The sequence below is a fragment of the Caballeronia sp. LZ016 genome, from assembly GCF_031450805.1.
Classification (GTDB): Bacteria; Pseudomonadota; Gammaproteobacteria; order Burkholderiales; family Burkholderiaceae; genus Caballeronia.
In genome coordinates, this window is sequence record NZ_JARTVY010000001.1 from 2,809,488 (window position 1) to 2,833,274 (window position 23,787).

Sequence of the window (23,787 nt, forward strand, 5' to 3'; positions counted from 1 at the left end):
AAATACGCATGGCTAGTCCAGAACAACAGCACACGATTATTGAATGGTTCAGGTTGGCCCTAGACTGGATAAACGGTCGGACCGGATCAGAAGCGATACGTCGCTCCTTCGGTCAACCGGAGCAAGATGACGTTTTTGGGATTACTCGGTCTCAGGATTATTTTCCCGATTTCGCATCTATCTCGTTCGAATCGACTGTCACGAGTGATACGCCGACTTCTTTCACACTCAAGGTCGAACCGGCGCTTGATACGAACATACCCAAAGAGAGCTTCGAAAGCTATTTAGGACTTCGCAGAGCGGTGCGAGGGGAGATTATCGACGGCCGGCGTGAAGAGAAGAACCAATTCTTCAATCCTAACGTGGTTCCCAATGGAAATCCGGATCTGGTGACCCTGATTTACCGCGTTCCGCAATCTCCTGATTCACATTTCGAGGTGTACGTCAGCATCGACTATCTCGGGCTAAACGCCCACGATGGCCCGGATTTCAAGAACCTGCAAAGTGCCGTCAATCTGCGACAGATCGCAATACATCGTAGACCGCTGACCCCGGACGAACTCGAGCAACGTAATCAGGCCAAGCGTCAGAAATACGGCTACATGAACTTGCGCAGTGGCATGCTGTGCCCGGAAACGGGATGGTGGGAAGGTTGGACGACGCTTAACGAGATCGACAAGCAAGTCGTACGCGCAGGTTCTAATTTTCCGCAAGCAGTGTTGGGCGCGGGAAGATCCGGTCCTGACGGCGCGAGATTTGCCGACGCACAGTGGATGTGGCGCGGTCTCTATCGCGAGACGTCCTGAGCCACTGCTTGTTAATCGCGCCCTCTCCCATTCGGGTCGATAAGTGCCTTCCATCTAGCCGCCATAACGCGGTGCGCGTCGTTCCACAATCGCGACCGAGATGCAAGCACGCCCCGCAGACTGTCACTGCGGGGCGCCTCGTCACTACCCCTCAAACACCGGCCGCATCTCACTTACCTTCAACGACGTATCCGGCGCGCGCCCCTTCCTCGCCCGCTTGCCAAGATGCAGTTGCAACTGCGCCCCCGCGAGCTTCTCGTCCCTCACCTTCCCGCCGCGCCCCGCCCCCGTCAGCACGACGCCGCGCGCATCGATCGCCAACGCCTGTCGCAAAGTCTCCTTCGGATCCAGCGCCATCAGCGTGACGCCACGCCCGCCGCCCGACAGCGTCTTCATCTCGTCCATGCCGAACACGAGCAGGCGGCCCATGCTCGACAGGCACGCGACATGACTCGCGCCCGGCACGACCGGCATCGGCGCAAGCGGCGTCGCGCCCTCGTCGATAGTCATGAACGCCTTGCCCGCCTTCACGCGGCTCACCATATCGCCGATCTTCGCGATAAAGCCGAAGCCATTGCTCGACGCCAGCAGCAACTGCTGATCCGCCGATGCCGCGAAATAATGCAGCAAGTGCGTGCCCGATCCCAGCTCGATCAGCGACGTCACCGGCACGCCATCACCGCGCCCACCCGGCAGCGCCGCGACCGGCACCGAATACACGCGCCCATTGCTGCCCCACGCGACGAGCGTATCCGGCGTGCGCGCCTGGAACGCCGCATAGAGACTGTCGCCGGCCTTGAACGTGAAGCCCGCGGGGTCCAGCCCGTGTCCCTTCAGCGCGCGCACCCAGCCCCGCTGTGACACGACGACCGTCACCGGCTCATCGACGACACGCGCTTCGAAGGTGGCGCGGGTGGCCTGCTGAATCAGCGTGCGCCGATCGTCGCCATACTGCTTCGCATCCGCCTCGATCTCCTTGATGAGCAGGCGCTTCATCGCCGCGTCGCTGTTGAGCAGTTCCTCGAGCTTCGTCTTCTCGTCGCGCAGATCGGACAGTTCCTGCTCGATCTTGATTGCCTCCAGCCGCGCCAGCTGACGCAAGCGGATCTCGAGAATATCCTCGGCCTGCCGGTCCGAGAGCTTGAACCGCGCAATCAGCGCCTGCTTCGGCTCCTCGGCCTCGCGAATGATGCGAATGACTTCATCAATATTCAGGAAGACGATCATTCGCCCTTCGAGAATATGGATGCGGTCGTTCACCTTGTTCAACCGATGCTGCGTGCGGCGCGTCACCGTCACGAATCGGAAGCCGATCCACTCGTGCAGGATCTCGACGATGCCCTTCTGACGCGGCCGGCCATCCGCGCCGATCATCACGAGATTGATCGCCGCGTTCGACTCCAGGCTCGTATGCGCGAGCAGCGAATTGACGAACTCCGTCTGGTCGATACGGCTCGACTTCGGCTCGAACACGAGGCGCACCGGCGCATCCTTGCCGGACTCGTCGCGCACCGTATCCAGCAGGCCGAGCAGCGTCTGCTTCGTCTGCAACTGGTCGGGCGTGAGCGTCTTCTTGCCGAGCTTGATCTTGGGATTCGTCAGTTCCTCGATCTCTTCGAGCACCTTCTGGCCCGAAGTATTCGGCGGCAATTCGGTGATGACGAGTTGCCACTGACCGCGCGCGAGGTCCTCGATCTTCCAGCGCGCGCGCACCTTGAGACTGCCCCGCCCGCTTTCATACGCAGCGGAGATTTCCGCCTGCGACGAGATGATCTGCCCGCCGCCCGGAAAGTCGGGACCGTTGAGCTTTTCCATGACCGCCGCATGACCGAGCTTCGGATCGCGAATCATGGCGACGGCAGCCGTCGCGACTTCGCGCAGGTTGTGCGACGGAATCTCCGTCGCGAGACCGACCGCAATCCCCGATGCGCCGTTGAGCAGCAGAAACGGCAAGCGCGCGGGCAGGAGCTTCGGCTCTTCGAACGAACCGTCGTAGTTCGGCATGAAGTCGACCGTGCCCTGATCGATTTCGTCGAGCAAAAGGCGCGCGATCGGCGTGAGGCGCGCCTCGGTGTATCGCATGGCCGCGGCGCCGTCGCCGTCGCGCGAGCCGAAGTTGCCCTGCCCGTCGATGAGCGGATAGCGCATCGAGAAGTCCTGCGCGAGACGCACGAGCGCGTCGTACGCCGATTGATCGCCGTGCGGGTGATACTTGCCGAGCACGTCGCCGACCACGCGCGCCGATTTCACCGGCTTGGCCGTACTCGCGAGGCCCATTTCGCTCATCGCGTAGAGAATGCGGCGCTGCACGGGCTTTTGCCCGTCCGATACGTCGGGCAGCGCGCGGCCCTTGACCACGCTCACCGCATAGTCGAGATACGCGCGTTCGGCGTAATCGCCGAGCGTCAGTTGTTCGCCGTCCGGTGCGGTCTGCTCGGCGAAGAGATCGTCTGTGATTCCCATCGAATTTCCGTTCTTGAAGCGTTGCGTCGTTTAAGCGTCAGATATCCGCTTCGACTTCGTTGCCCTTCTCTTCGAGCCAGCTTCGGCGCGAGGCCGCTTCGCCCTTGCCCATCAGCATCGTCATGCGCGACACCGTGAGATCGAAGCCGAGATCGCCCAGGCCGACAGGCATCAGACGCCGCGTGTCGGGGTTCATCGTCGTGTCCCAGAGCTGTTCCGCGCTCATTTCACCCAGGCCCTTGAAGCGGCTGATGCTCCATTGCGTCTCGCGCACGTTGTCCTTGCGCAGCTTGTCGAGGATCGCTTCGAGTTCGCCTTCGTCGAGCGCATAGAGCTTCTGCGCGGGCTTCTTGCCGCGCGCGGGAGCATCGACGCGAAAGAGCGGCGGGCGCGCAACGCAGACATGGCCGCGTTCGATCAATTGCGGGAAATGCTTGAAGAACAGCGTGAGCAGGAGCACCTGAATGTGCGCGCCGTCGACGTCCGCGTCCGACAGGATGCAGATCTTCCCGTAACGCAGATTCGACAAGTCGATCTGATCGTCGGGACCGTGCGGATCGACGCCGATCGCCACCGCAATGTCATGCACTTCGTTGTTCGCGAAGAGCCGGTCGCGCTCGGTTTCCCACGTGTTCAGCACCTTGCCGCGCAACGGGAGAATGGCCTGGAACTCCTTGTCGCGGCCCATCTTCGCGGACCCGCCCGCCGAATCGCCCTCGACGAGGAAGAGTTCGTTGCGCGAAATATCCGTCGATTCGCAATCGGTCAGCTTGCCGGGCAGCACCGCCACGCCCGAGCTCTTGCGCTTCTCGACCTTCTGGCCGGCACGCGTGCGCGCCTGCGCCTGGCGGATGACGAGTTCCGCGAGCTTCTTGCCGTACTCGACGTGCTGATTGAGCCACAATTCCAGCGCCGGCCGCGAGAACGACGACACGAGCTTCACCGCATCGCGGCTATTGAGGCGTTCCTTGATCTGCCCTTGAAACTGCGGATCGAGCACCTTCGCCGACAGCACGAACGACACGCGCGCGAACACGTCTTCCGCGAGCAGCTTCACGCCCTTCGGCTGCAGATTGTGAATCTCGACGAAGTTCTTCACCGCCTGAAAGAGGCCGTCGCGCAAGCCGGATTCGTGCGTGCCGCCCGCGGGCGTCGGGATGAGGTTCACATACGATTCGCGCAAGAGCGGCCCTTCCTCGCTCCACGCGACAACCCACGACGCGCCTTCGCCTTCCGCGAAGGTTTCCTCGGTGTTCTTCGAGCTTTCGGCGTAGCGTTCGCCCTCGAAAAGCGGAATCAGCAGTTCGCCGCCGCCCATGCCTTCGAGCAGATAGCCGCGCAGGCCGTCTTCGTACTTCCACGTCTGACGCTCGCCGCTTTTCTCGATGACGAGCGCCACTTCGACGCCCGGCAGCAGCACCGCCTTCGAGCGAAGCAGGCGCTGCAGTTCGCCGAGCGGCAGGTTCGGGGAGTCGAAATATTTCGCGTTCGGCCAGGCGCGCACGCGCGTGCCGGTCTTCTTCGCGCCGCGTTCGGCCGGGCGCACGGTGAGCGGCTCGATGACATCGCCGTTGGCGAACGCGAGTTGCGCGCACTTGTTGTCGCGCCAGACGGTGACTTCGAGGCGCGTGGCGAGCGCGTTCGTCACCGATACGCCGACGCCATGCAGGCCGCCCGAAAACGTATAGGCGCCGCCAGCGGCCTTGTCGAACTTGCCGCCCGCATGCAGGCGCGTGTACACGATCTCGACGACGGGCACGCCTTCCTCGGGATGCAGGCCGAACGGAATGCCGCGGCCATCGTCCTCGACGGACACGGAGTTGTCCGCATGCAGCGTGACGGTGATCTGCTTGCCGTAGCCGCCGAGCGCTTCGTCGGAGGCGTTGTCGATCACTTCCTGAATGATGTGCAGCGGGTTCTCGGTGCGCGTGTACATGCCCGGCCGCTGCTTGACCGGCTCGAGCCCTTTGAGCACCTTGATCGATGCTTCGCTGTAACCGGCCGCCTTCGCGCTCATCGCGCGCTTGCTGGAAACTGCTTCGGCCGCACTGGATTTTTTCGTGGACATAGCTGAACGTTGGTCCCGGCACCGAACCGACGCGCGGGAACGTTCACTGCGCGTCTGCCCGGATGCCGGGGAATGCTTGATCGAATGCTCGGGAAGTGCCTGGCGAAGCCGGCGCCACGCGGACATTGCCGCGAACGCTTGCCGCGCCGCGCTAGGAGAATAGCGGTTTTCGCGGGCCGCGCCCATCTTGACGGCGGCCCCGAAGCCGTGCAAGCCCGCTCAAGTGCGCTTCGCTTCCAGCTCTTCCCAGCGCTCCAGCGCGACGAGCAGTTCCTCTTCGATGGCCGCATGCCGCTCCGAAAGCCGCGCGCCTTCCTTCGCGTCCTTCGCGAAGATGGAGCCGTCTTCGAGCTGCGCGCCGATGCGCTTCTGCTCCTCTTCCAGTTCCGCGATGCGGCCGGGCAGCGCCTCGAGCTCGCGCTGTTCCTTGAACGACAGCTTGACCGTGCGCTGCGCGTTGCGGCCCGCTGCGCTTTCCTTGGGCGCATCGTCCCTCGGGGCTTCCTTCGCGCTTTGCCGCGCCGCTTCTTCGGCGATGCGATCCGAACGTTCGCGCTGGATTTGCCAGTCCGAGAAGCCGCCGACATACTCGCGCCACTTCCCGCCGCCCTCCGCCGCGAACACCGAGGTCACCACGTTGTCGAGAAACGCGCGGTCGTGGCTCACGAGCAGCACGGTGCCGTCGTAGTCCGCGAGCAGTTCTTCGAGCAGCTCGAGCGTGGGGATATCGAGGTCGTTGGTCGGCTCGTCGAGCACGAGCACGTTCGCGGGACGCGCAAAAAGCCGCGCGAGCAACAGGCGATTGCGCTCGCCGCCCGACAGCGACCGCACCGGCGAACGCGCGCGTTCCGGCGCGAACAGGAAGTCGCCGAGATAGCTCATCACATGCTTCTTCACGCCGTTCACCTCGACCCATTCGCTGCCCGGGCTGATGGTGTCCGCGAGCGATTTGTCGAGATCGAGCTGGGCGCGCATCTGATCGAAATACGCCGTCTGGATGTTCGTGCCGATGCGAACACCGCCTGCGTCGGGCTGAAGTTCGCCGAGAATGAGCTTGAGCAGCGTGGTCTTGCCCGCACCGTTCGGCCCGACGAGGCCGATCTTGTCGCCGCGCATGACAGTGGCCGTGAAGCTGTCGACGATGCTCCGCCCGCCGTAGCGCTTGGTGACATCGGTGAGTTCGGCGACGATCTTGCCGGACTTCTCGCCCTGCCCGACGTCGAGCTTCACGTTGCCCTGCACGCTGCGGCGATCGGCGCGTTCCTTGCGCATTTCGACGAGCCGCGCGATGCGCCCGACGCTGCGCGTGCGCCGCGCCTCCACGCCCTTGCGAATCCACACTTCTTCCTGCGCGAGCAGCTTGTCGAACTTGGCCTGCTCCACCTGTTCGACTTCGAGCTGCTGCGCCTTGCGAATCTGATACGCGCTGAAATTGCCCGGATACGACAGGAGACGCCCGCGATCCAGTTCGACGATGCGCGTCGCCACACGATCCAGGAATGCGCGATCGTGCGTGATGAAAAGCAGGCCCGTGCGCAAGGTCACGAGCAGTTCTTCCAGCCAGCGGATGCCTTCGAAGTCGAGATGGTTGGTCGGCTCGTCCAGCAGCAACACGTCGGGCTGCACGACGAGCGCCCGCGCCAGCGCGACGCGCTTTCTCATGCCGCCGGAGAGCGAGCCCGCACGCGCCTCGCCGTCGAGGCCGATCTGCGCGAGCGTCGTCGAGACGCGCGTGCGCCAGTTCCACGCGTCGCGCGTATCGAGTGCGGACTGCAGCGCGTTCATGCGTGCAAGCAGCGCATCGTGCTCCGCGCCTTCGGGCGTATCCGCGAGACGATGCGCGACGCTGTCGTATTCGTCGAGCAGCGAACGCGCATCGGTGAGGCCGGAGGCGACGACATCGAACACGGAGGCATCGAGATCGAATTCCGGCTCCTGGGGCACATAGACGGTCGTCAGTTCGTTCTGGCGCGTGACGAGGCCATCGTCGGGCGCGGCGAGCCCCGCGACGATCTTGAGCAGCGACGACTTGCCCGCGCCGTTGCGGCCGATCAACCCGACGCGCTCGCCCGCTTCGAGCGAGAAGTCCGCGTGATCCAGCAATGCGACGTGGCCGAACGCAAGCTGTGCGTCCGAGATGGAATAAAGCGACATGGGGATGAATGCGAACGGACGGTGAACTAGCAGTGAACGATAGGCCAGCAATGGCGATACCGTGGAAGCGGCCATTGTACCGATGTTGACCGGCGCGTTCGGCCGGTCCTCCGCGCGTTGGCCGAACGGCCGATGCTCCGCTCGCTACTTCACGTGAACCTTGATCGTCTGCGCCATCTCCGGTCCATACGAGCGATGCGCGCCGTCGCCGAACTGCATCGTCAGCGTGTGGTCGCCGGGCGGCAGCCTGACATCGGCCTCGGTCTGGCCCTTGCCGTAGTGCAGGGAGGTGTCGCTGGCGGGAATCACCGTGCCCTTGGGCAGCGGGCCGCTATCGATGAGCAGGTGATGGTGGCCGGTGCCGTCGGTCATCGTGCCGGCCGGCTCGATTTTCATGCCCTCGACGGCGAACCTCACATGCACCGGGCTGGTGACGGTCGCGCCGTCCTTCGGCTCGACGAAACCGACGTGCGATTGCGCGTGAGCCGCGTGAGAGAAAGCGCCGAGCGCGAGCGCGCCCGACAGCGCGGCGGCGGAAAGCGTGTTCTTGAGCATCGTATTCTCCTGGTCGATGGCAGGCACAAACCGCGACCAAGGATACACCGCCCGGCGGGTGACGCATCGGGAACGCGTCCGCCGATTCGGGTAAGATGCCGGGTCGCCGGATGCCGCGCCGATGCAAGGCGCGGGCGGCCTGTTTCCATTTCAGATCAAGAGTTTGTCGTGAGCGAAGTCATCGAATACAAAAGCTGGGTGTGCCTGATTTGCGGCTGGGTCTATAGCGAGCAAGACGGCCTGCCGAACGAAGGCATCGCGCCGGGCACGCGTTTCGCCGATATCCCCGCCGACTGGCGCTGTCCGGAATGCGACGTCGGCAAGGAAGATTTCGTCGTCGTCGAGTTCTGACGTCACGGGCGTCGCCCATGCGCGACGCCTCCCCTAGCGCGCCACCGCGATCAACTCGCGGCTCGTTGCCTCCACCGGCGCGCGATTCCAGTCCCCGTACCACTCGATGTGTGCGAATCCCGCCTGCGTCAGCAAGCGCGCGAGTTCGTCCCGGGCGCGCAACCGCAGTTCGCTGTCGGCGCGCAAGGTCTCGCCGTCCGCGCAAAAGCGATAGTGCGTCGTGAAGGCGACGCGGCCTGTCGCGTCCGGGTCCGGAGCCGCATGCCGCTCCTGCCACACGTCGACGATGCGCCCATCGGCTGCGGCGATGCGCCTTCGCGAGCGATCAGGCGTCCAGTCCTCCCACGCCCTCGCAGCAGGATTGCGGCTCTCGAACGCAATGCGCCCGCCCGGCCGCAGTGCGCGCCGCGCGGCCATGAGCGTCGCGAGCAGCGAGGCATCGTCGAGAAAAATCTGCGCGACGTGGCCCGTCATCACGAGCAGGTCCGCCGCGCCGGCGAACGGCAGCGCGCCGGCATCGCCTTCGATCCAGTTCACGCGATCGCCGCCCGCCCTTCGACGCGCGATACGCAGCATCTCCCGCGACGGATCGATGCCCGTCACGCGATAGCCGCGCTCCGCCAGTTCACATGCGAGCAGCCCCGTGCCGCAGCCGAGATCGACGACATGCCGCGCCGATCCGGCGAGCGCGAGATAGAACGCGGTATCGGGACCCGCGGGGTTGAGCGCGTCGTAGAGCGCGACGATGCGCGGGTCGGAGTAAGGCATGGAGGACGTCACCGGCTTTGATAAGCGAACGCTTCGCGCATCGGCTGGCTGTGGACCATGATCGGCCCGGAGAATGGCGTATCGAGATCGAGGATCACGAGCACGGCGGACGCGATCGACAGCGCGCCGAGCGTGATCGTCACGAGGGACAGCGCGTTGCGCGGCGCGATCAGTCCGAAGCACAGAAAGATGATGAGCAGCCAGCCGACGAGAATGCGATCGAACGGATACGAGATCGAGCCGTGCGCTTCCTCGATCAGCTTCCAGCGCAGCGCGATCAGTTGATCGAAGCGCGTGGCGGCCTCGTCGGCGAGCTTGCGATGATACGCATCGGCGGGTTCGAGCAGCCGCACCTGACGTTGCCCGCGCGAGAGCATGTCGCCGAGCGCGCGGCTCGCGAGCTTGCCGCTCGCATGCGGCGAGGATTCCACTTTCGGATAGTCATCGCCCGCCGGCGGCGTTTCGCCGGGCCACGTGCTCGCGACCGCCGCCGCGGTGTACGCGCGCAGCAGCGCGCGGGTCTCGGCGAGTTCCGCGCCGTAGTCGCGCATCGTGTGATCGAGTTCGATGATCGCGGCGGCATAGCTGCGCACGTCGTTATCGGTAGTATCGAAAACCGTTTTCGCCGATGCCGTCAGAAGTCCGAGCACGAGCGCCGCGAACGTCACGAGCATGCCGACGAGCAACTGGACCAGTTGCACCGTCTCCTGCGCCTTGTGCTCCTCGGGCAGGAGCGGCCGCACCATCGCGCCGATGCCGGTGCTGGCGAGCAGCAGGACGAACACGAGCACCGCGGATTCGATTTCGGTCATCGAGGCATGAGCCGGCAGGCGCGATGAGGAGTCGTCGCATTATGGAGGGAATCGGGTCGGAGCGTGCAAGGACGCGGCGCGCACAGCAAGCGCCGGAAGGAGGGTCAACAGCTTGTGGGAGTTGCTGCGTTGCTTGCCTGGTGGTCCCCCCGGCAGGAATCGAACCTGCATCTAGCGCTTAGGAGGCACTCGTTCTATCCATTGAACTACGGGGAGCGGACCGTGCGACTCGCCAGAACTGGCGAGAGCGCAGAGTATAGCAAACGCTCCCGGCAATCGGCATCGGTCTGCCGCACGCGGATTAAGGGTTTCTTCCTATCAAGTCTTGCCGCGCGATGCCGCCATCGGAGTAATGGACTCCATTCCCCACATGAAGCCGCACGGCGCATTCTCCGCGTTGCTGGCAGACCAGGACCTGGCGCACCTTCAGAGGGTGATGCGCCGTTCGTTGTCCTGCGATCTCGGCGGTCCGTTGCTGCCGCTCTCGTACTGGCGCGACCGGCTCGCCGCCATCACGCGCCGGACACACCTTTCGCCGACGCAGATTCAGACCGTGCATCGGCTTTATCTTTATATCGATGTGTTCGAGGCCGCGTCCGCGGTGCGCGACGATGAGCCCGTCGCCATGGAAGCGGCTCAGGTCAATGCCGATGCCTGAGCCACCAGTCGCGCAGCGGATGACGCCGCGCCCGTGCGTGCATCGGCTCGCGCCGCCGGTCGTCCATCCGCCAGTCCTGCGCGAACAGCACGATGCCGAGCGCGGCCAGTCCCGCAATGCCGACGAGGATGCTGGTCAAATCCGTCATGGCGGCCTCCCGCTATCGATTGCCCCATGACTTCATGATAGTCACGCGCGCCGCGCACGACCGTCCGGAATCGCCCTGATCGCCGCCATCGCCGCCATCCCCCTAGACGGCCGCCTCCTGGCGCGCGCGCTGCTGCTGCGCATGCGCCGCAAGACGCACCGCCGCGTTCGCCGCGCCGTAGCCGTCATAACCGCCGCGCCGCTCGATCACTTCAAGAAAGAAGCGCTGATCGAGTTGCTCCGTGTAAGCATGGAAGAACTCGCCGCCGCGCTCGTCGCGGTCATAGAGGATGTTGTGCTCGCGCATCGCGTCGATCTGCTCGTCGGGCAGGCCGTAACGCGCGGCGAGATCGTCGTAGTAGTTGCGCGGAATGCGCAGGAAGGCGACGCCATCGGCGACGAGGCGCGGGATCGCATCGAAGATATCGGGCGTGCTGAACGCAACGTGATTCAGCCCCGAGCCGCGATACATCGACAGCGATTCGCCCACCGCCGTATATCGATCGACCGATGCGTTCAGCGCGATGCGCACCGAACCGTCGCGGCTGCGCACCGCACGGCTGCGCACGAGGCCATACGGGTCCGGTACGAGCACGCCCGGCTCCGTTTCGAACCCGAATGCACTCCGGAAAAACAGCACCCACGTATCGAGCGCTTCGGCAGGCAGCGACAGGCACACATGGTCGATGCGCGATAGCGGCCCCACTTCGTACGGGCCGTCGATATCGGTCAGGACGAAATCGGATTCCCATAGCGTCGGCGCGCCGGGGGCTTCATCGACGAAATAATCGAGACTGCCGTCCGGCGACTGCACACCCGGCACGACGCGCTCGTTCGGCCCGACCTGCCCCGAGAACGGCTTCGAGCCGTAGGCGGCGGCGCGTTCGAAGGCAAGCTTCGCATCGTCGACATGAAACGCCGACGCGCACAGCGACAAGCCATGCTGCTGATAGAACGCGCTCGCGAACGAATCGGCTTCGGCGTTCAGCACGATCGACCCCGCGCCGTGGCGATACAGCGTCACATCCTTCGAGCGATGCCGGCCCGCGAGTCTGAAGCCGAGCTTGCCGAGCCAGCCGGCGACATGCTCGCGCGTCGTATCGTCGACGGCGAATTCGAGAAACTGGAAGCCGATATGCTCGGGCGGCGCGGGGGGATCGAAAAGCGCGGCGGGCGCGTTGTCGCCCATGAGGGCGCGCGTCTGTTCCTCGAGAAAGCGCAGCGAGCGATGCCCGTCCGCCGCCGTGATCGCCGTCGGCGCGGCGCGAAAGCCGTCGTTGAAGATTTCGAGCGACAGCGGGCCGGTGTAGCCCGCTTCGAGCACGCGCGCGGTGAAACCCGCGACATCGAAGGCGCCCTGCCCCGGAAAGCACCGATAGTGGCGGCTCCATTCGAGCACGTCCATCGCGAGGACGGGCGCATCCGCGATCTGCACGAACGCGATGCGATCGCCCGGAATCGCAGCGATTTCATCGACGGAATCGCGGATGCAAAGCGTATGGAAGCTGTCGAGCACGAGGCCCAGGCTCGGATGATTCACGGCATCGACGAGACGCCACGCATGCTTGTACGAATTGACGTGCCGCCCCCACGCCAGCGCCTCATAGCCGACGACGACGCCCGCTTGCTCGGCGAGCCGCGCGAGCGCGCCGAGCTGATCGACGATCAGCGCATCGTCAGCGATCGTCTCCGGCGACACGTTGCTGCACGCAAGCATGCGGTCCGCGCCGAGCTCGTGCATCAGGTCGAATTTGCGCTTCACGCGCTCGACGTTCCTGGCGAAGCGGTCGGGATTCACGCCCTCGAAATCGCGAAACGGCTGGAACAGGTAGATGCCGAGGCCGAGGTCGCCGCAAATGCGCCGGACATCGGCGGGCGTGCCGTCGAAGTAGAGAAGATCGTTCTCGAATATCTCGACGCCATCGAAGCCCGCCGCGCGAATCGCCTTCAGTTTTTCGACGAGCGTCCCGCTGATGGACACGGTCGCGATGGATGTGGGAATTGAACGCAGCATGCTGCCTCCTCGTTGCATTCGGTGTGATGCGGGATCAATCGATTCAGTGTAGGCGCTGCGCACGCATTCCACGTCATTGTGCGGCAGAATAACAAACTAACTAGACCGTACAAAATCGGTACAAGTACGGACGGACAGCAATTGCTCCAGCGGTCACACTGCGTTCTTCCGTTCTGTCGCGATGCAGCATCGCGCCTTCAATTTCTGCTGTACGCTAGGCGCTGTCGCCTGGCTTCTTTCGCGGGAGCAGCTCGCATGACCAGCAAAACTTCATACCTCATCGGACTGATCGGCTCGGGCATCGGCGGTTCGCTCACGCCCGCGATGCACGAGGAGGAAGGCCGCCTCCTCGGGCTGAACTACGTGTATCGACGCATCGATCTGCAGGCGCTCGAGCTCGAACCATCGGCGCTGCCCGATCTCCTTCAAACAGCCGAACGCATGGGTTACGACGGCCTGAACATCACGTATCCGTGCAAGCAAAGTGTGATCCCCCTGCTCGACGATCTCGACCCCGACGCGCGCGCGCTCGGCGCGGTGAACACGGTCGTGCTGAAGGACGGCAAGCGCATCGGCTACAACACGGACTGGTCGGGCTTTGCGCGCGCGTTCCAGCGCGGTCTGCCCGATGCCCCGCTCGATCGCGTGGTGCAGCTCGGCGCGGGCGGCGCGGGCGCGGCCGTGGCGCATGCCGCGCTGACGATGGGCGCACGCGCGCTCACGCTGTTCGATTCCGACGAGGCGCGGGCATCGTCGCTGGCGCAGGAACTGGCGGCGCGCTTTCCTGATCGTGAAGTGACGAGCGGCGGCGATCTGCGCGAGACGCTGCGCGCCGGGAACGGCCTCATTCACGCGACGCCGACTGGCATGGCGAAGCTGCCCGGCCTGCCGTTGCCGGCCGAGTTTCTGCACGAGGACCTGTGGGTCGCGGAAATCGTCTATTTCCCGCTGGAGACCGAACTCCTCAAGGCGGCGAAGGCGCTCGGCTGCAAAACGGTCAGTGGCGGCGGCATGGCGGTGTGTCAGGCTGTCGATGCGCTGCGCATCTTCACCGGCCGCGAACCGGATGCCGAGCGCATGTTCGCGCATTTTCAGCGCTTGCTCGAAGCCTGATCCGCTGCGTTCATCGACGCCATGAAAAAACGGCGGTCTCGCAAGAGAGCCGCCGTTTTTTTAGTCGTCGCGACGCATGAAGCACAGCACGGCGTCGATGATCATCTCGCGATGCCGCGCCCGTGAGCGCGGACCGGACGGATCGCGCCCGAACGCCGCGCTCCACGTATGCCGGTTCGCCACGCGATGAAAACAGAACGAGCTGATCATCAGATGCAGATCGATGGGATCGACGTCATCGCGAAAGCGCCCCGCTTCGACGCCCCGCGCGATGAGATCCTCGATGGTCTTCACCACGGTCGAATTGCGCGCCTTGAAGGTCTTCGACTGCTCGATGTACTTCGCCGAATGCACGTTCTCGATGGTCACGAGGCGCACGAAATCGCGGTGCCTGTCGTGGTAATCGAACGTGAAGCCGATGAATTCGCGCAACGCTTCTTCGGGGTCCATCTCCGCCAGATGAAGCTCCTGTTCGAGCGCGCGGATGTCGCCGTAGACCTGTTCCAGCACCGCTTCGTACAGCCCTTCCTTGCTGCCGAAGTAGTAGTACAGCATGCGCTTGGTGGTGTTCGTGCGCTCCGCGATGGCATCGACGCGCGCGCCCGTCAGGCCCATCGCCGAAAATTCCTGCGTGGCGATGTCGAGGATATTGCGTTTGGTTTCCAGAGGATCGTACTTGCGCCGCCCTTCCGACCCGGTCGACGAGGGCGCAGCACTGGCGGGCGTCGCGGCCTTGCTTCCTTTTTTCATTGTTGTGTCTGAGAACGGCGGTGGGGAACGATTCTAGCATGGGGGTCCCGAGCTTCCGGGCCCATGCGCACGAGGGTTTTCAGGGGCTTCATCTATACTTTTTCGATCCCCTCAACGTCACGGTTCATCGCATGCCGCACGCCAAAGTCATCGCCGTATCGCTCGTGTTTTCCGCCCTCGCCGCTTCCGCGCTGCCCGTTGCGGCACAGACGCAACTGCCGCCCGGCCATCCATCGTCGCCGCAACTTCTGGCCGCCGAAGGCGTGATGACGAGCGCGAACATCGCGCGTGGCGCGGCGGATGTCTGTCATATCGATGCAGCGAAGATCGCTCACTTCAAGGACGCCGCGCGCGCGAATTTCCGCGACGCGCCCGATTTCGACGCGGAATGGGCGCTCGGATACAAGCAGGCACAGGCGACCGTCGATCGCTTCGACAAGCTGAAGACGAGCAATCCGGCCGAGTACAAGAAGGAAATCGACGAGGCGTGCCCCGCGCTGGATCGCGGCATCGACGAAGTGACGCGCTAGGGAATAAGCGCCCACGCGTGCGTGCTCGAATTGAGGGGCGGATGCTACACTCGACCGGCTATTGCGGTCCCTTGCGTACTCGTCGTCAGCCGTGCTGACTTTGTTCGCGCGCCGGGTTGGCAGAGACCGCATCGCTCATTCGAAGCTCATAAGGAGGCATGACTCTCATGGCTGATTTCCGCATCTGGTCCGACGAATTTCCGGCGAATGGCTTCCTGACCCGCGCACATGAATTCGATCAGCAAGCCTTCGGCGCGTCGGGCGAAAACATCTCCCCGGCGCTGCAGTGGTCCGATCCGCCCGCCGAAACGAAAAGCTTCGCGCTCACCGTCTACGATCCCGACGCGCCTACGGGCAGCGGCTTCTGGCACTGGATCGTCGTCAACATCCCCGCCGATGTCCGCTCGCTGCCGCGCAACGCGGGCAAGGGCGACGGCAGCCTGCTGCCCGCCGGCGCGCTGCAGCTTCGCAACGATTACGGCACGGTCGGCTTCGGCGGCGCGGCGCCTCCGCGTGGCGACAAGCCGCATCGCTACATCTTCCGCATCCACGCGCTCGAAGCCGAGAACCTCCCGCTCGATCCCAACGCGACGAACGCGGTGGCGCGCTTCATGACGCATCTGAACGAGATCGATTCGGCGACCTACACCGGTCTCTACGAATTGAAGTGAAGTGAACCGAGGCGCGCGCCACGGCAGAATCCGTGGCCGCGCCGATCGCGTCACAAGCGATTTGAAAACGGCGCGTCATAGAATGCGCCGCCCGCCACTCACCGCCCTCCGATGGATTCCGACCAAGGCCTTCCCGTCCCCCAACGATATTGGGCGATCGCCGTCGTCGCGCTCGGCATCACGCTCGCGGTGCTCGACGGCGCCATCGCCAACGTCGCGCTGCCGACCATCGCGCGCAATCTCTCGGCCTCCCCCGCCGATTCCATCTGGGTCGTCAACGCATATCAGCTCGCGATCACGATCTCGCTGCTGCCGCTCGCATCGCTCGGCGATCGCATCGGCTATCGGCGCGTGTACATGGCGGGGCTTGCGCTTTTCACGGTGTCGTCGCTGGCGTGTGCGCTGTCGGGATCGCTCGTCGCGCTGACGGTCGCGCGCGTCGTCCAGGGCTTCGGCGCGGCAGGCATCATGAGCGTGAACACCGCGATCGTCCGCATGATCTATCCGCAAAAGCTGCTCGGGCGCGGCGTGAGCATCAACGCGTCGGTGGTCGCCATCTCATCGGTGATCGGACCGACGGTCGCATCCGGCGTGCTCGCCATCGCGCCGTGGCCGTGGCTCTTTGCGATCAACGTGCCGATCGGCATTGCCGCGCTCGTCATCGGCGCAAAGGCGCTGCCGCGCACGCCGGGACATCGCCAGCCCTACGACTACGTGAGCGCGGTGATGAATGCGCTTTTCTTCGGCATCGCGATCGTGGCCATCGACGGACTCGGGCACGGCGAGCATCGGCCCTATGTGATCGCCGAATTCGTCGCCACAGTGGTCATCGGCTACTTCTTCGTGCGCCGGCAACTCACGCAGAGCGCGCCGCTGCTGCCGGTCGATCTCTTGCGCATTCCGGTGTTCGCGCTGTCGGTCGGCACGTCGGTCTGTTCGTTCTGCGCGCAAATGCTGGCGTTCGTTTCGCTGCCTTTCCTGCTGCAGAACGGCTTCGGCATGAGCCAGGTCGAGACCGGCTTTCTGATGACGCCGTGGCCGCTCGTGATCGTCTTCGTCGCGCCGATAGCCGGCATGCTCGCCGACCGTTACTCCGCCGGATTGCTCGGCGGCATCGGCCTCGCGATCCTGACCGTTGGACTCGTTCTGCTCGCGACCGTCGGCGCGCATCCGACACCGCTCGACGTGGGATGGCGCATGGCGATCTGCGGGCTCGGCTTCGGCCTCTTCCAGTCGCCGAACAACCGGCAGATGCTTTCCTCGGCGCCGCGTCATCGCAGCGGCGGCGCGAGCGGCATGCTCGGCACCGCGCGCCTCACCGGTCAGACGGTGGGCGCGGCGCTCGTCGCGCTGATCTTCGGCGTGGAGCCGCAACGCGGCGCAGTCATCGCGCTGTCGCTCGCGGCCGTGTTCGCGGCGGCGGCGGCCGTGGTGAGCTTGTTGAGGCTGACGGGCAAGCGACGCGTCGAGCCTGCCTGACATCCCGGTTCGGCGACTGGCCGTCTGCCTCGCGCGCGACGCTGCGGACACGCGCGCCCGTCGGGCCGCATCTGCATCGCCGAAGTCCCGGCCATCGCTGGGCACACACCTTGCTGCCGTTCGGACATCGATCCGCAGGCGATCTTCTCGCCGCGCGGAAGTCCGAACGTGCATCGAAAAGGAGGTGTGTTCATGGCAAGTTCCCTCAACGGCCGCAAGGTAGCGATTCTCGCCGTCGATGGATTCGAGCAGGCGGAACTCGTGGAACCGCAGCGTGCGCTGAAGGAAGCCGGCGCGCAAGTCGACGTCATCTCGCAGAAGCCGGGACAGATTCAGGGCTTCAGGCATGTCGACAAGGGCGATGCCGTGCCGGTCGACCGCACGTTCGATGAAGCCACCGCCGCCGAATACGATGCGGTCGTGCTGCCGGGCGGCGTCGTCAATGGCGATGCAATCCGCCTCGACGCGAAAGCGCAAGCCTTCGTGAAGGAAGCCGATCAGGCGCAAAAGCCCATCGCGGTGATCTGTCATGGCGGCTGGCTGCCGATCTCGGCGGGGATCATCGCCGGGCGCACCATCACGAGCTGGCCGAGCCTGCAAGACGATGTGCGCAACGCGGGCGGCACGTGGGTGGATCAGGAAGTGCAGATCGACGGCAATCTTATCACGAGCCGCAAGCCCGACGATCTGCCAGCATTCAACAACGCGCTGATCGAGGCGCTCGGCAAGGCGAACGCCGCCTGATCGCGCCGATCGAACCGACACGACCACCGGAGCCCGCCGATGCCACGCGTTTCATCGTGCTTCATCGCCCTCGCATTTGCCGCGTTCGCCACGCTCCCGGCGCTCGCACCTGCGCAGGCTCAGAACGGCGCGGGCAAGATGCAGACGCAGAAGGTCTCGACCGTCGATCAGCAGTTCATTCAGGACGCCGGCGCCGCGAGCGCGACGGAAATCGCCGCGAGCAAGCTCGCGCTCGCGCGATCGGCCGACAAGCAGGTGAAGGACTTCGCACAGCGAATGATCGCCGATCATACGAAGCTCGCACGCAACCTCGATGTGATCGCGAAGCGCCACGGCATCACGACGCCGCCGGCTTCGGACTCGTCGGTCGTCGGCAGCCTGCAAAATCTCGAGGGCGCGGACTTCGACAAGGCCTATATTGAAAAGGTCGCGCTGGCCGCGCATCAGAAGGCCGTCGAACTTTTCGCGAAGGAAAGCGAAAGCGGCAACGATGCCGCGCTGAAGGCCGCCGCCGCGAAGGCGCTGCCGATCATCCGCCATCACTATGCGATGGCGCAGCAGCTCGCCAGGACCAAGTCCGCGCCATGACCGCCCGGCTCAACACCGATTGCGCGGGCGGCCTGCCCGTTCGCGCGCCCGCCGGTCCCCGACCGGCTTATGAGGACTCGACCATGCACATCACGTTTTCGGAAGAACGCCCCGTGTTCGACGGCGACGACCTCGCAGTTCATTTCACCGCGCTCGTCGACGGCGAGGCAGTCGTCTGTTCGATCAGCGCGGAAGCGCTCGAAGATCACTTCGGCGCGGCATCGCCACGTGAAGAAGATCTGATGCCTGCGTTCGAAAACGGCGCGGCGCGCATTCGCGCAGTCTGCGCAGAAGCGCTCGACGACAACGGCGGCCAGCCCGTCGTGCTGCGCAGCGGACTCTTCCGCGTCGCGGGACTGGAACCCGAATGATGCCGTTCACACAGCGAGCAACGCTCGCCGATTCCACGCCATTCACATCTCAAAAGGAGGGAACATGTCCCTGATCATCGCCGGCCGATTCGAGACTTTTCCCGCCGCCGAAACGGCCGCGCAACGGCTCTTCGCAGACGGCTTCGTGGAAGAAGACGTGACGCTCTTCTTCGTCAATCCGAGCGGACAGCATGCGCGGTTTCCCATCGGCGGCGACGTGCATACGGACAAGGGCGCGGGCGCCGCACCGAAAGGCGCTGGCAAGGGCGTGACGATCGGCGCGGTCATCGGCGCGATCATCGGCGCGGCGATTTTCGCCGTCTTCAAGGCGCCGCTGTTCGTGTCGGTGGTGGCGGCCGGTGTCGGCGCGTATATCGGCTCGCTCGCGGGCGCGATGTCGCATACGAAGAAGAAGCCGGACGCCCCGATGCAGGCGGAAGAACCGACGCGCACGTCGGGCGTGCTCGTCGCCGTGCATGTGTCGCCGGAAACGCACGACCGCGCGGCGTCGATTTTGCGCGAAGCGGGCGGGCTCGATATCGAACGCGCGTCCGGCCGCTGGAAGCAAGGACGCTGGAGCGACTTCGACCCGCTGAAGCCGCCGCAACCCGTGAAGGAATTCGCGCAGCCGCGCGCGTGAGGCCCATCGGATAGGCAATCCCAGATCGAGCCCCGAACCGCCAAGGTTCGGGGCTCTTTTATCGCGTCACACCCAGGGACGCTCGGCGCCGGGCGGATGCGCGCCGGCCGGCACGTCGCATTCCGCGGATTGCAGCTTCGCTTTCTTCGTCGGCGGCGCGGAAGGTTCGCACATGAGCGTGTAGTTCGCGTGCGCCACGGCTGGACGGTCGACGACCTGCTCGCGGACATGCAACGTCAGCGCCGATACGACGATCGCCACCAGCACAAGAAACTCGCGATTCGCGAGCGCATTCAGCACTTTCATTCGATTCTCCTGTTGCCTTGTCCTTGCGCCGTCCTGCGTGGACGGGCGTCTGGTGCGCGGAACCAGCAAGTCACATGCCGCGCGCAAGGCCGTGATCCGGGCACGCGTCGTGCGACAGGAAGCGCAGGCGCATCCCCGAGGGGACGCAGCGCTCGAACCAATTCGCTAACAAAAGGAGGTATCCCTATGAGCACGAACGTCGTATCGGTACTCAACGATCTCATCGAAACCTCGAAGGACGGAGAGAAGGGTTTCCTCAAGGCCGCCGAAGATACGCGCGATCCGAGTCTCAAGCTGTTGTTCCAGAACCGCGCGGAAGCGTGCGCGCAAGGCGCGATCGAACTGCAAGACCTCGTGCAGCGTCTGGGCGGCAAGCCCGAAACCGGCGGTTCGGTTTCCGGCGCGTTGCATCGCGGCTGGGTCGATGTAAAGTCCGCCGTCAGCGGCCACAGCGATCACGCGGTCCTCGCCGAATGCGAGCGCGGTGAAGACGCTGCGAAGAAGAACTATCGCCAGGCGCTCGAAAAGGACCTGCCGGCCGATGTCCGCGCGGTCGTCGAACGCCAGTATCAGGGTGTCATCGAGAACCACGATCGCATCCGCGATCTGCGCGATCAGTACGCAGCCGCGAAGTCGTAAGTCATCGCGACGCATGCCGGCCCCGCGCCGGCATGACGCGTTGCGAGCATCGCTGCGCCGCCTTCGGGCGGCGTTTTTGTTGGGCGACGATGCGCCGCGTCATCGAATAAAAACGGCCACTTGCGTGGCCGTTCGTCGGACGCCGCTGCAACCGATATCAGTGCGGCTGTCCCTTGTCGTTGGTGCCGAGCGCGGATGCAGCCGCAGCCGCCGATGCGCCCTTGAGCTTGTGCGCCTTGTTCTGCTGATGCAGAGTCGTGCCCTTGCTCTTCTTCGTCTGCGCGCCGGAAGCCGGAGCAGCCGCGCCCGCCGCATCCGATGCTGCCTGTGCGAACGCCGTCGTCGAGAATGCGAGCGCCAGCGCGCCGATCAATGCCATCTTTTTCGTCTTCATGAAGAGCTCCTTTTGCCGGGGCCTTCGAGCGCCGTATGCACGACGCGTCGTGAGCCGCCTGTGAGTAACGACCTGAGGCCGTCCTTCGTTTTTAGGGTTTCGAACATGCTGCGAGGTGATGCACGTGCCAGTTGATGCAAGCAAGGGCGATACAAAAAACGCCGCCCGATGCGATGAACCCGCGCCAAAGTCCGATGTCTCGCCGCGACGAGGAATCATCGGACCCCGCGCGGGTTCCGGTCCAGCTGTTTCGAGCGCGGCCCGCCTTCAGCGAGCCGGGCATACGAACTATGCCATCACTTCCGTGTTACTTGGCAGAGATTTTGAGATGGTTCTTCACGGATGCAACACCCGACACTTCCTTCGCCACTTCGGCTGCGGCGGTCTTGTCTTCCGCCGACGGCACCGTGCCGGTCAGCGAGACGACGCCCCCGCGCGTCTTGACGTGGATGTGCGTCGACTGGACGTTCTTCGCGCTAAGCAGCTCGGCCTTGACCTTTGCGGTCACCGCGCTGTCGTCGACCTTCTGGCCGACCGAGGTATCGGTTGCGCCCGACGAGGACGCCGCCGAGTTGGTCTGCGCGCCCGCGTTCAGCGCGAACACCACACATGCGATACCGCCGGCTGCTTTGAGGAATTGAGTCGTCTTCATGGCAATGCTCCTTCTTTTCAGTTTTAGTGTTGCGCGCCCCTGTCACGCTGACTTGTCCCGCGTGTTCGCCGTAGGTCTTACGGCCCACACGCGCACGAGGCGCCCCGCTTTCTTTGTGACGATCGTTGTTGCCTCGATTGGTCCGCGCGTCGCCGCACGAACGCATCGATTCTTATGCAACTAGCGTGCCGGATCGCTTGGTTGTCGCGCTCGTCGAGCGTTCGTTGCGCCTCGTCGCCCTTGTCGGGCGGTCTCCAGCCGGCCCGGTGACAAATCGTCGACAAGCTCCAACGCACGTTCGGCGAGTTCGGGCAGCACCGTGCGCAACCCGCGTTCCTTTTGTCTGAACCCGTGTAAAAAAGGCGTGGAAAGCGCGCGTCCGCACGGTTCACGGTGAGTTGTGCCGAAGCGAAAACGTAGTCGAAGCATGGCTTTAGCCGCCGATGGCATGGACGTTGCTCTGAGTGTGGTCGCGAACATATCGATCACGTACGAACACTCGAGGATTAGCAAGCAATGCCGCCTTCACTCGAACTCCGCACCAAGCAAAGCCTGGCCCTGACGCCACGGCTCCAGCAGTCCGTCCGGCTGTTGCAACTCTCGTCGCTGGAATTTCAGCAGGAACTGCGGAACGCCCTCGACACGAATCCTTTCCTCGAATACGACGAATCGCAGACCGAGGACAACGCGCTCGGCGCGGATAACGGCAACTCGATGAGCGACAGCTCGCTTTCGACTTCCACCGATACCGCGACGGAAGCGCCGCTTGCCGCCGAATCCAGCATGGACGGCGAAGCCAGCGCCGACTCCAGTTCACGCGAGGACTCCATGAGCGAGTTCTCGTCCGACCCGTTCGGCCGCAGCGCATCGCGCAACAACGGCGACGGCGAAGGCTCCGATCCCGCCGACTGGGTCCGCATCGAGCCGTCGCTGCATGAAACGCTGCACGATTCGCTGCGCATGTATCAGCTGAACCACCGCGATCGCGCGGTCGCGCAACTCATCATCGAAGCGCTCGATGACGACGGCTATCTGCGCCAGGAACTGAGCGAACTCGCGGACGTCGTCGACATCGAGCCCGCCATCAGCGAAGACGAACTCAGCATCGCGCTGAAGCTCGTGCAGTCGCTCGACAGGCCGGGCGTCGGCGCGCGCAATCTTTCGGAATGCCTGACGCTCCAGCTCGACGCGATGCCCGCCGACACGCCGGGCCGCGATGTGGCGCGCGAGATCGTCGCGCATCATCTGGAACGTCTCGCACGCCGCGAACAGGCGGAGCTGCAGAAGAAGATCGGCTGCACCGCGGAAGAACTGCGCATCGCGTGTGCGCTCGTGCGCCGTCTCGATCCGAAGCCGGGCGAGAACTACGGCCAGAGCGAGGACAACTACGTGGTGCCCGATGTCATCGTGCGCCAGGTGAAGAAGCAGTGGGTCGTGACGATCAACCCGGCGGTGCTGCCGCGTGCGCGCATCCATCGCATGTACGCGGAACTGTTCGCGCAATCGGCCGGGGCGAGCCGCTCGCCGCTCGCGCAGCAGTTGCAGGAAGCGCGCTGGCTGATCCGCAACGCGCAGCAGCGTTTCACGACGATTCAGCGCGTGGCCGAATGCATCGTCTCGCATCAGAAAGCGTTCTTCGATTACGGCGAAATCGCGCTGAAGCCGCTCGTGCTGCGCGATGTCGCCGACGAACTCGGTCTGCACGAATCGACCATCTCGCGCGCGACGGGCAACAAATATATGGCGACGCCGCGCGGCATCTTCGAGTTCAAGCACTTCTTCCCGCGCGAACTGTCGACGGAAAGCGGCGGCACGTGCTCGGCCGCAGCGGTGCGCGCGCTGCTCAAGGAGATGATCTCGAAGGAAAACTCGCGCGACCCGCTGTCGGATGTGAGCCTCGCGAAGATGCTCGCCGATCAGGGCGTGATCGTCGCGCGCCGCACGGTGGCGAAGTATCGGCATCTGATGAAGGTGCCGCCCGCCGAACTGCGCAGGCAGGCTTGAAGCACCGTGAAGCGTTTTGGCGCTCCGGCGTTCAGCGACGACCCGGTCAACTGAGTCGCATGAGCGGGATCAACGGAGCGTAGCTGCAGGGCCGCCTTTTCACAGGCGGC

Annotated in this window: 25 protein-coding genes and 1 tRNA gene; 13 read left to right on the forward strand and 13 right to left on the reverse strand. The window is 64.5% G+C overall.

Going from position 1 to position 23,787, the window contains the following annotated elements; translation table 11 throughout:
• Positions 1-8 precede the first annotated feature (8 nt).
• Positions 9-806, forward strand: coding sequence for a hypothetical protein (locus tag P9220_RS13315; RefSeq protein ID WP_309765281.1), 798 nt, complete (start codon positions 9-11; stop codon positions 804-806).
• A 144-nt stretch (positions 807-950) separates the two neighbouring features.
• Here P9220_RS13315 and parC read toward each other — a convergent pair whose 3' ends face one another.
• From parC to P9220_RS13335, 4 genes are all read right to left on the reverse strand, one after another.
• Positions 951-3,269 (reverse strand): DNA topoisomerase IV subunit A, encoded by a 2,319-nt coding sequence (gene parC, locus P9220_RS13320; RefSeq protein WP_309765282.1) that lies wholly within the window; start codon positions 3,267-3,269, stop codon positions 951-953.
• Between the two features lie 37 nt (positions 3,270-3,306).
• A complete protein-coding gene (locus tag P9220_RS13325) occupies positions 3,307-5,286 on the reverse strand; it encodes a DNA topoisomerase IV subunit B (protein ID WP_309765494.1) in 1,980 nt (659 codons plus the stop codon).
• A gap of 270 nt (positions 5,287-5,556) precedes the next feature.
• Entirely contained in the window at positions 5,557-7,491 is a 1,935-nt protein-coding gene (locus P9220_RS13330) for an ATP-binding cassette domain-containing protein (protein ID WP_309765283.1), read from the reverse strand.
• Positions 7,492-7,635: 144 nt separating this feature from the next.
• Positions 7,636-8,046: a DUF4399 domain-containing protein gene (locus P9220_RS13335; protein ID WP_309765284.1), complete on the reverse strand. Its 411-nt coding sequence runs from the start codon at positions 8,044-8,046 to the stop codon at positions 7,636-7,638.
• 168 nt (positions 8,047-8,214) lie between these two features.
• Here P9220_RS13335 and P9220_RS13340 point away from each other — a divergent pair, with 168 nt between their 5' ends.
• Positions 8,215-8,397: a rubredoxin gene (locus P9220_RS13340; protein WP_309765285.1), complete on the forward strand. Its 183-nt coding sequence runs from the start codon at positions 8,215-8,217 to the stop codon at positions 8,395-8,397.
• Positions 8,398-8,430: 33 nt separating this feature from the next.
• On the opposite strand, the gene P9220_RS13345 is transcribed toward P9220_RS13340, so the two are convergent.
• The 3 genes from P9220_RS13345 to P9220_RS13355 form a co-directional block, all read right to left on the reverse strand.
• On the reverse strand, positions 8,431-9,165 hold the full coding sequence (locus P9220_RS13345) for a methyltransferase domain-containing protein (protein WP_309765286.1): 735 nt from the start codon (positions 9,163-9,165) through the stop codon (positions 8,431-8,433).
• An 8-nt stretch (positions 9,166-9,173) separates the two neighbouring features.
• The gene (locus P9220_RS13350) at positions 9,174-9,977 is read right to left on the reverse strand and encodes a hypothetical protein (protein ID WP_309765287.1); all 804 of its coding nucleotides are present in this window, start codon (positions 9,975-9,977) and stop codon (positions 9,174-9,176) included.
• 141 nt (positions 9,978-10,118) lie between these two features.
• Positions 10,119-10,193, reverse strand: a tRNA-Arg gene (locus P9220_RS13355).
• 136 nt (positions 10,194-10,329) lie between these two features.
• On the opposite strand from P9220_RS13355, the gene P9220_RS13360 reads away from it, so the two are divergent.
• The gene (locus P9220_RS13360; RefSeq protein ID WP_309765288.1) at positions 10,330-10,635 is read left to right on the forward strand and encodes a hypothetical protein; all 306 of its coding nucleotides are present in this window, start codon (positions 10,330-10,332) and stop codon (positions 10,633-10,635) included.
• On the opposite strand, the gene P9220_RS13365 is transcribed toward P9220_RS13360, so the two are convergent.
• The gene (locus P9220_RS13365) at positions 10,619-10,783 is read right to left on the reverse strand and encodes a hypothetical protein (RefSeq protein WP_309765289.1); all 165 of its coding nucleotides are present in this window, start codon (positions 10,781-10,783) and stop codon (positions 10,619-10,621) included. The genes P9220_RS13360 and P9220_RS13365 overlap by 17 nt on opposite strands.
• A gap of 102 nt (positions 10,784-10,885) precedes the next feature.
• On the reverse strand, positions 10,886-12,784 hold the full coding sequence (locus P9220_RS13370; protein WP_309765495.1) for a TIM barrel protein: 1,899 nt from the start codon (positions 12,782-12,784) through the stop codon (positions 10,886-10,888).
• 267 nt (positions 12,785-13,051) lie between these two features.
• Between P9220_RS13370 and P9220_RS13375 the strand changes: the two genes are divergently transcribed.
• Positions 13,052-13,909 (forward strand): shikimate dehydrogenase, encoded by an 858-nt coding sequence (locus P9220_RS13375; RefSeq protein ID WP_309765290.1) that lies wholly within the window; start codon positions 13,052-13,054, stop codon positions 13,907-13,909.
• Between the two features lie 60 nt (positions 13,910-13,969).
• On the opposite strand, the gene P9220_RS13380 is transcribed toward P9220_RS13375, so the two are convergent.
• Positions 13,970-14,659: a TetR/AcrR family transcriptional regulator gene (locus P9220_RS13380; protein ID WP_309765291.1), complete on the reverse strand. Its 690-nt coding sequence runs from the start codon at positions 14,657-14,659 to the stop codon at positions 13,970-13,972.
• Between the two features lie 131 nt (positions 14,660-14,790).
• Here P9220_RS13380 and P9220_RS13385 point away from each other — a divergent pair, with 131 nt between their 5' ends.
• The 7 genes from P9220_RS13385 to P9220_RS13415 all read left to right on the forward strand — a co-directional run bounded on the left by P9220_RS13385 (position 14,791) and on the right by P9220_RS13415 (position 19,682).
• On the forward strand, positions 14,791-15,189 hold the full coding sequence (locus P9220_RS13385) for a hypothetical protein (RefSeq protein WP_309765292.1): 399 nt from the start codon (positions 14,791-14,793) through the stop codon (positions 15,187-15,189).
• A gap of 167 nt (positions 15,190-15,356) precedes the next feature.
• Positions 15,357-15,860, forward strand: a complete 504-nt coding sequence (locus P9220_RS13390; protein WP_309765293.1) for a YbhB/YbcL family Raf kinase inhibitor-like protein — start codon at positions 15,357-15,359, stop codon at positions 15,858-15,860.
• Positions 15,861-15,971: 111 nt separating this feature from the next.
• Positions 15,972-17,339 carry an MFS transporter gene (locus P9220_RS13395; protein ID WP_309765294.1) on the forward strand — a complete coding sequence of 456 codons (1,368 nt, stop codon included), beginning with the start codon at positions 15,972-15,974 and terminating at the stop codon, positions 17,337-17,339.
• Between the two features lie 192 nt (positions 17,340-17,531).
• On the forward strand, positions 17,532-18,083 hold the full coding sequence (locus tag P9220_RS13400; RefSeq protein ID WP_309765295.1) for a type 1 glutamine amidotransferase domain-containing protein: 552 nt from the start codon (positions 17,532-17,534) through the stop codon (positions 18,081-18,083).
• A 39-nt stretch (positions 18,084-18,122) separates the two neighbouring features.
• Positions 18,123-18,671, forward strand: coding sequence for a DUF4142 domain-containing protein (locus P9220_RS13405; RefSeq protein WP_309765296.1), 549 nt, complete (start codon positions 18,123-18,125; stop codon positions 18,669-18,671).
• Entirely contained in the window at positions 18,668-19,042 is a 375-nt protein-coding gene (locus P9220_RS13410) for a DUF1488 domain-containing protein (protein ID WP_309765297.1), read from the forward strand. Before P9220_RS13405 ends, P9220_RS13410 begins: the two co-directional genes overlap by 4 nt.
• A 64-nt stretch (positions 19,043-19,106) precedes the next feature.
• A complete protein-coding gene (locus P9220_RS13415) occupies positions 19,107-19,682 on the forward strand; it encodes a hypothetical protein (protein ID WP_309765298.1) in 576 nt (191 codons plus the stop codon).
• Positions 19,683-19,748: 66 nt separating this feature from the next.
• Here the strand turns inward: P9220_RS13415 and P9220_RS13420 are convergent, their stop codons facing one another.
• Positions 19,749-19,988, reverse strand: coding sequence for a hypothetical protein (locus P9220_RS13420; protein ID WP_309765299.1), 240 nt, complete (start codon positions 19,986-19,988; stop codon positions 19,749-19,751).
• Positions 19,989-20,174: 186 nt separating this feature from the next.
• Between P9220_RS13420 and P9220_RS13425 the strand changes: the two genes are divergently transcribed.
• Entirely contained in the window at positions 20,175-20,627 is a 453-nt protein-coding gene (locus P9220_RS13425; RefSeq protein ID WP_309765300.1) for a PA2169 family four-helix-bundle protein, read from the forward strand.
• A 157-nt stretch (positions 20,628-20,784) separates the two neighbouring features.
• Here the strand turns inward: P9220_RS13425 and P9220_RS13430 are convergent, their stop codons facing one another.
• Positions 20,785-21,021, reverse strand: a complete 237-nt coding sequence (locus tag P9220_RS13430) for a hypothetical protein (RefSeq protein WP_309765301.1) — start codon at positions 21,019-21,021, stop codon at positions 20,785-20,787.
• Positions 21,022-21,328: 307 nt separating this feature from the next.
• A complete protein-coding gene (locus P9220_RS13435) occupies positions 21,329-21,673 on the reverse strand; it encodes a BON domain-containing protein (protein ID WP_309765302.1) in 345 nt (114 codons plus the stop codon).
• Between the two features lie 516 nt (positions 21,674-22,189).
• Between P9220_RS13435 and P9220_RS13440 the strand changes: the two genes are divergently transcribed.
• Positions 22,190-23,677, forward strand: coding sequence for an RNA polymerase factor sigma-54 (locus tag P9220_RS13440; RefSeq protein WP_309765303.1), 1,488 nt, complete (start codon positions 22,190-22,192; stop codon positions 23,675-23,677).
• Positions 23,678-23,787: the final 110 nt, after the last annotated feature.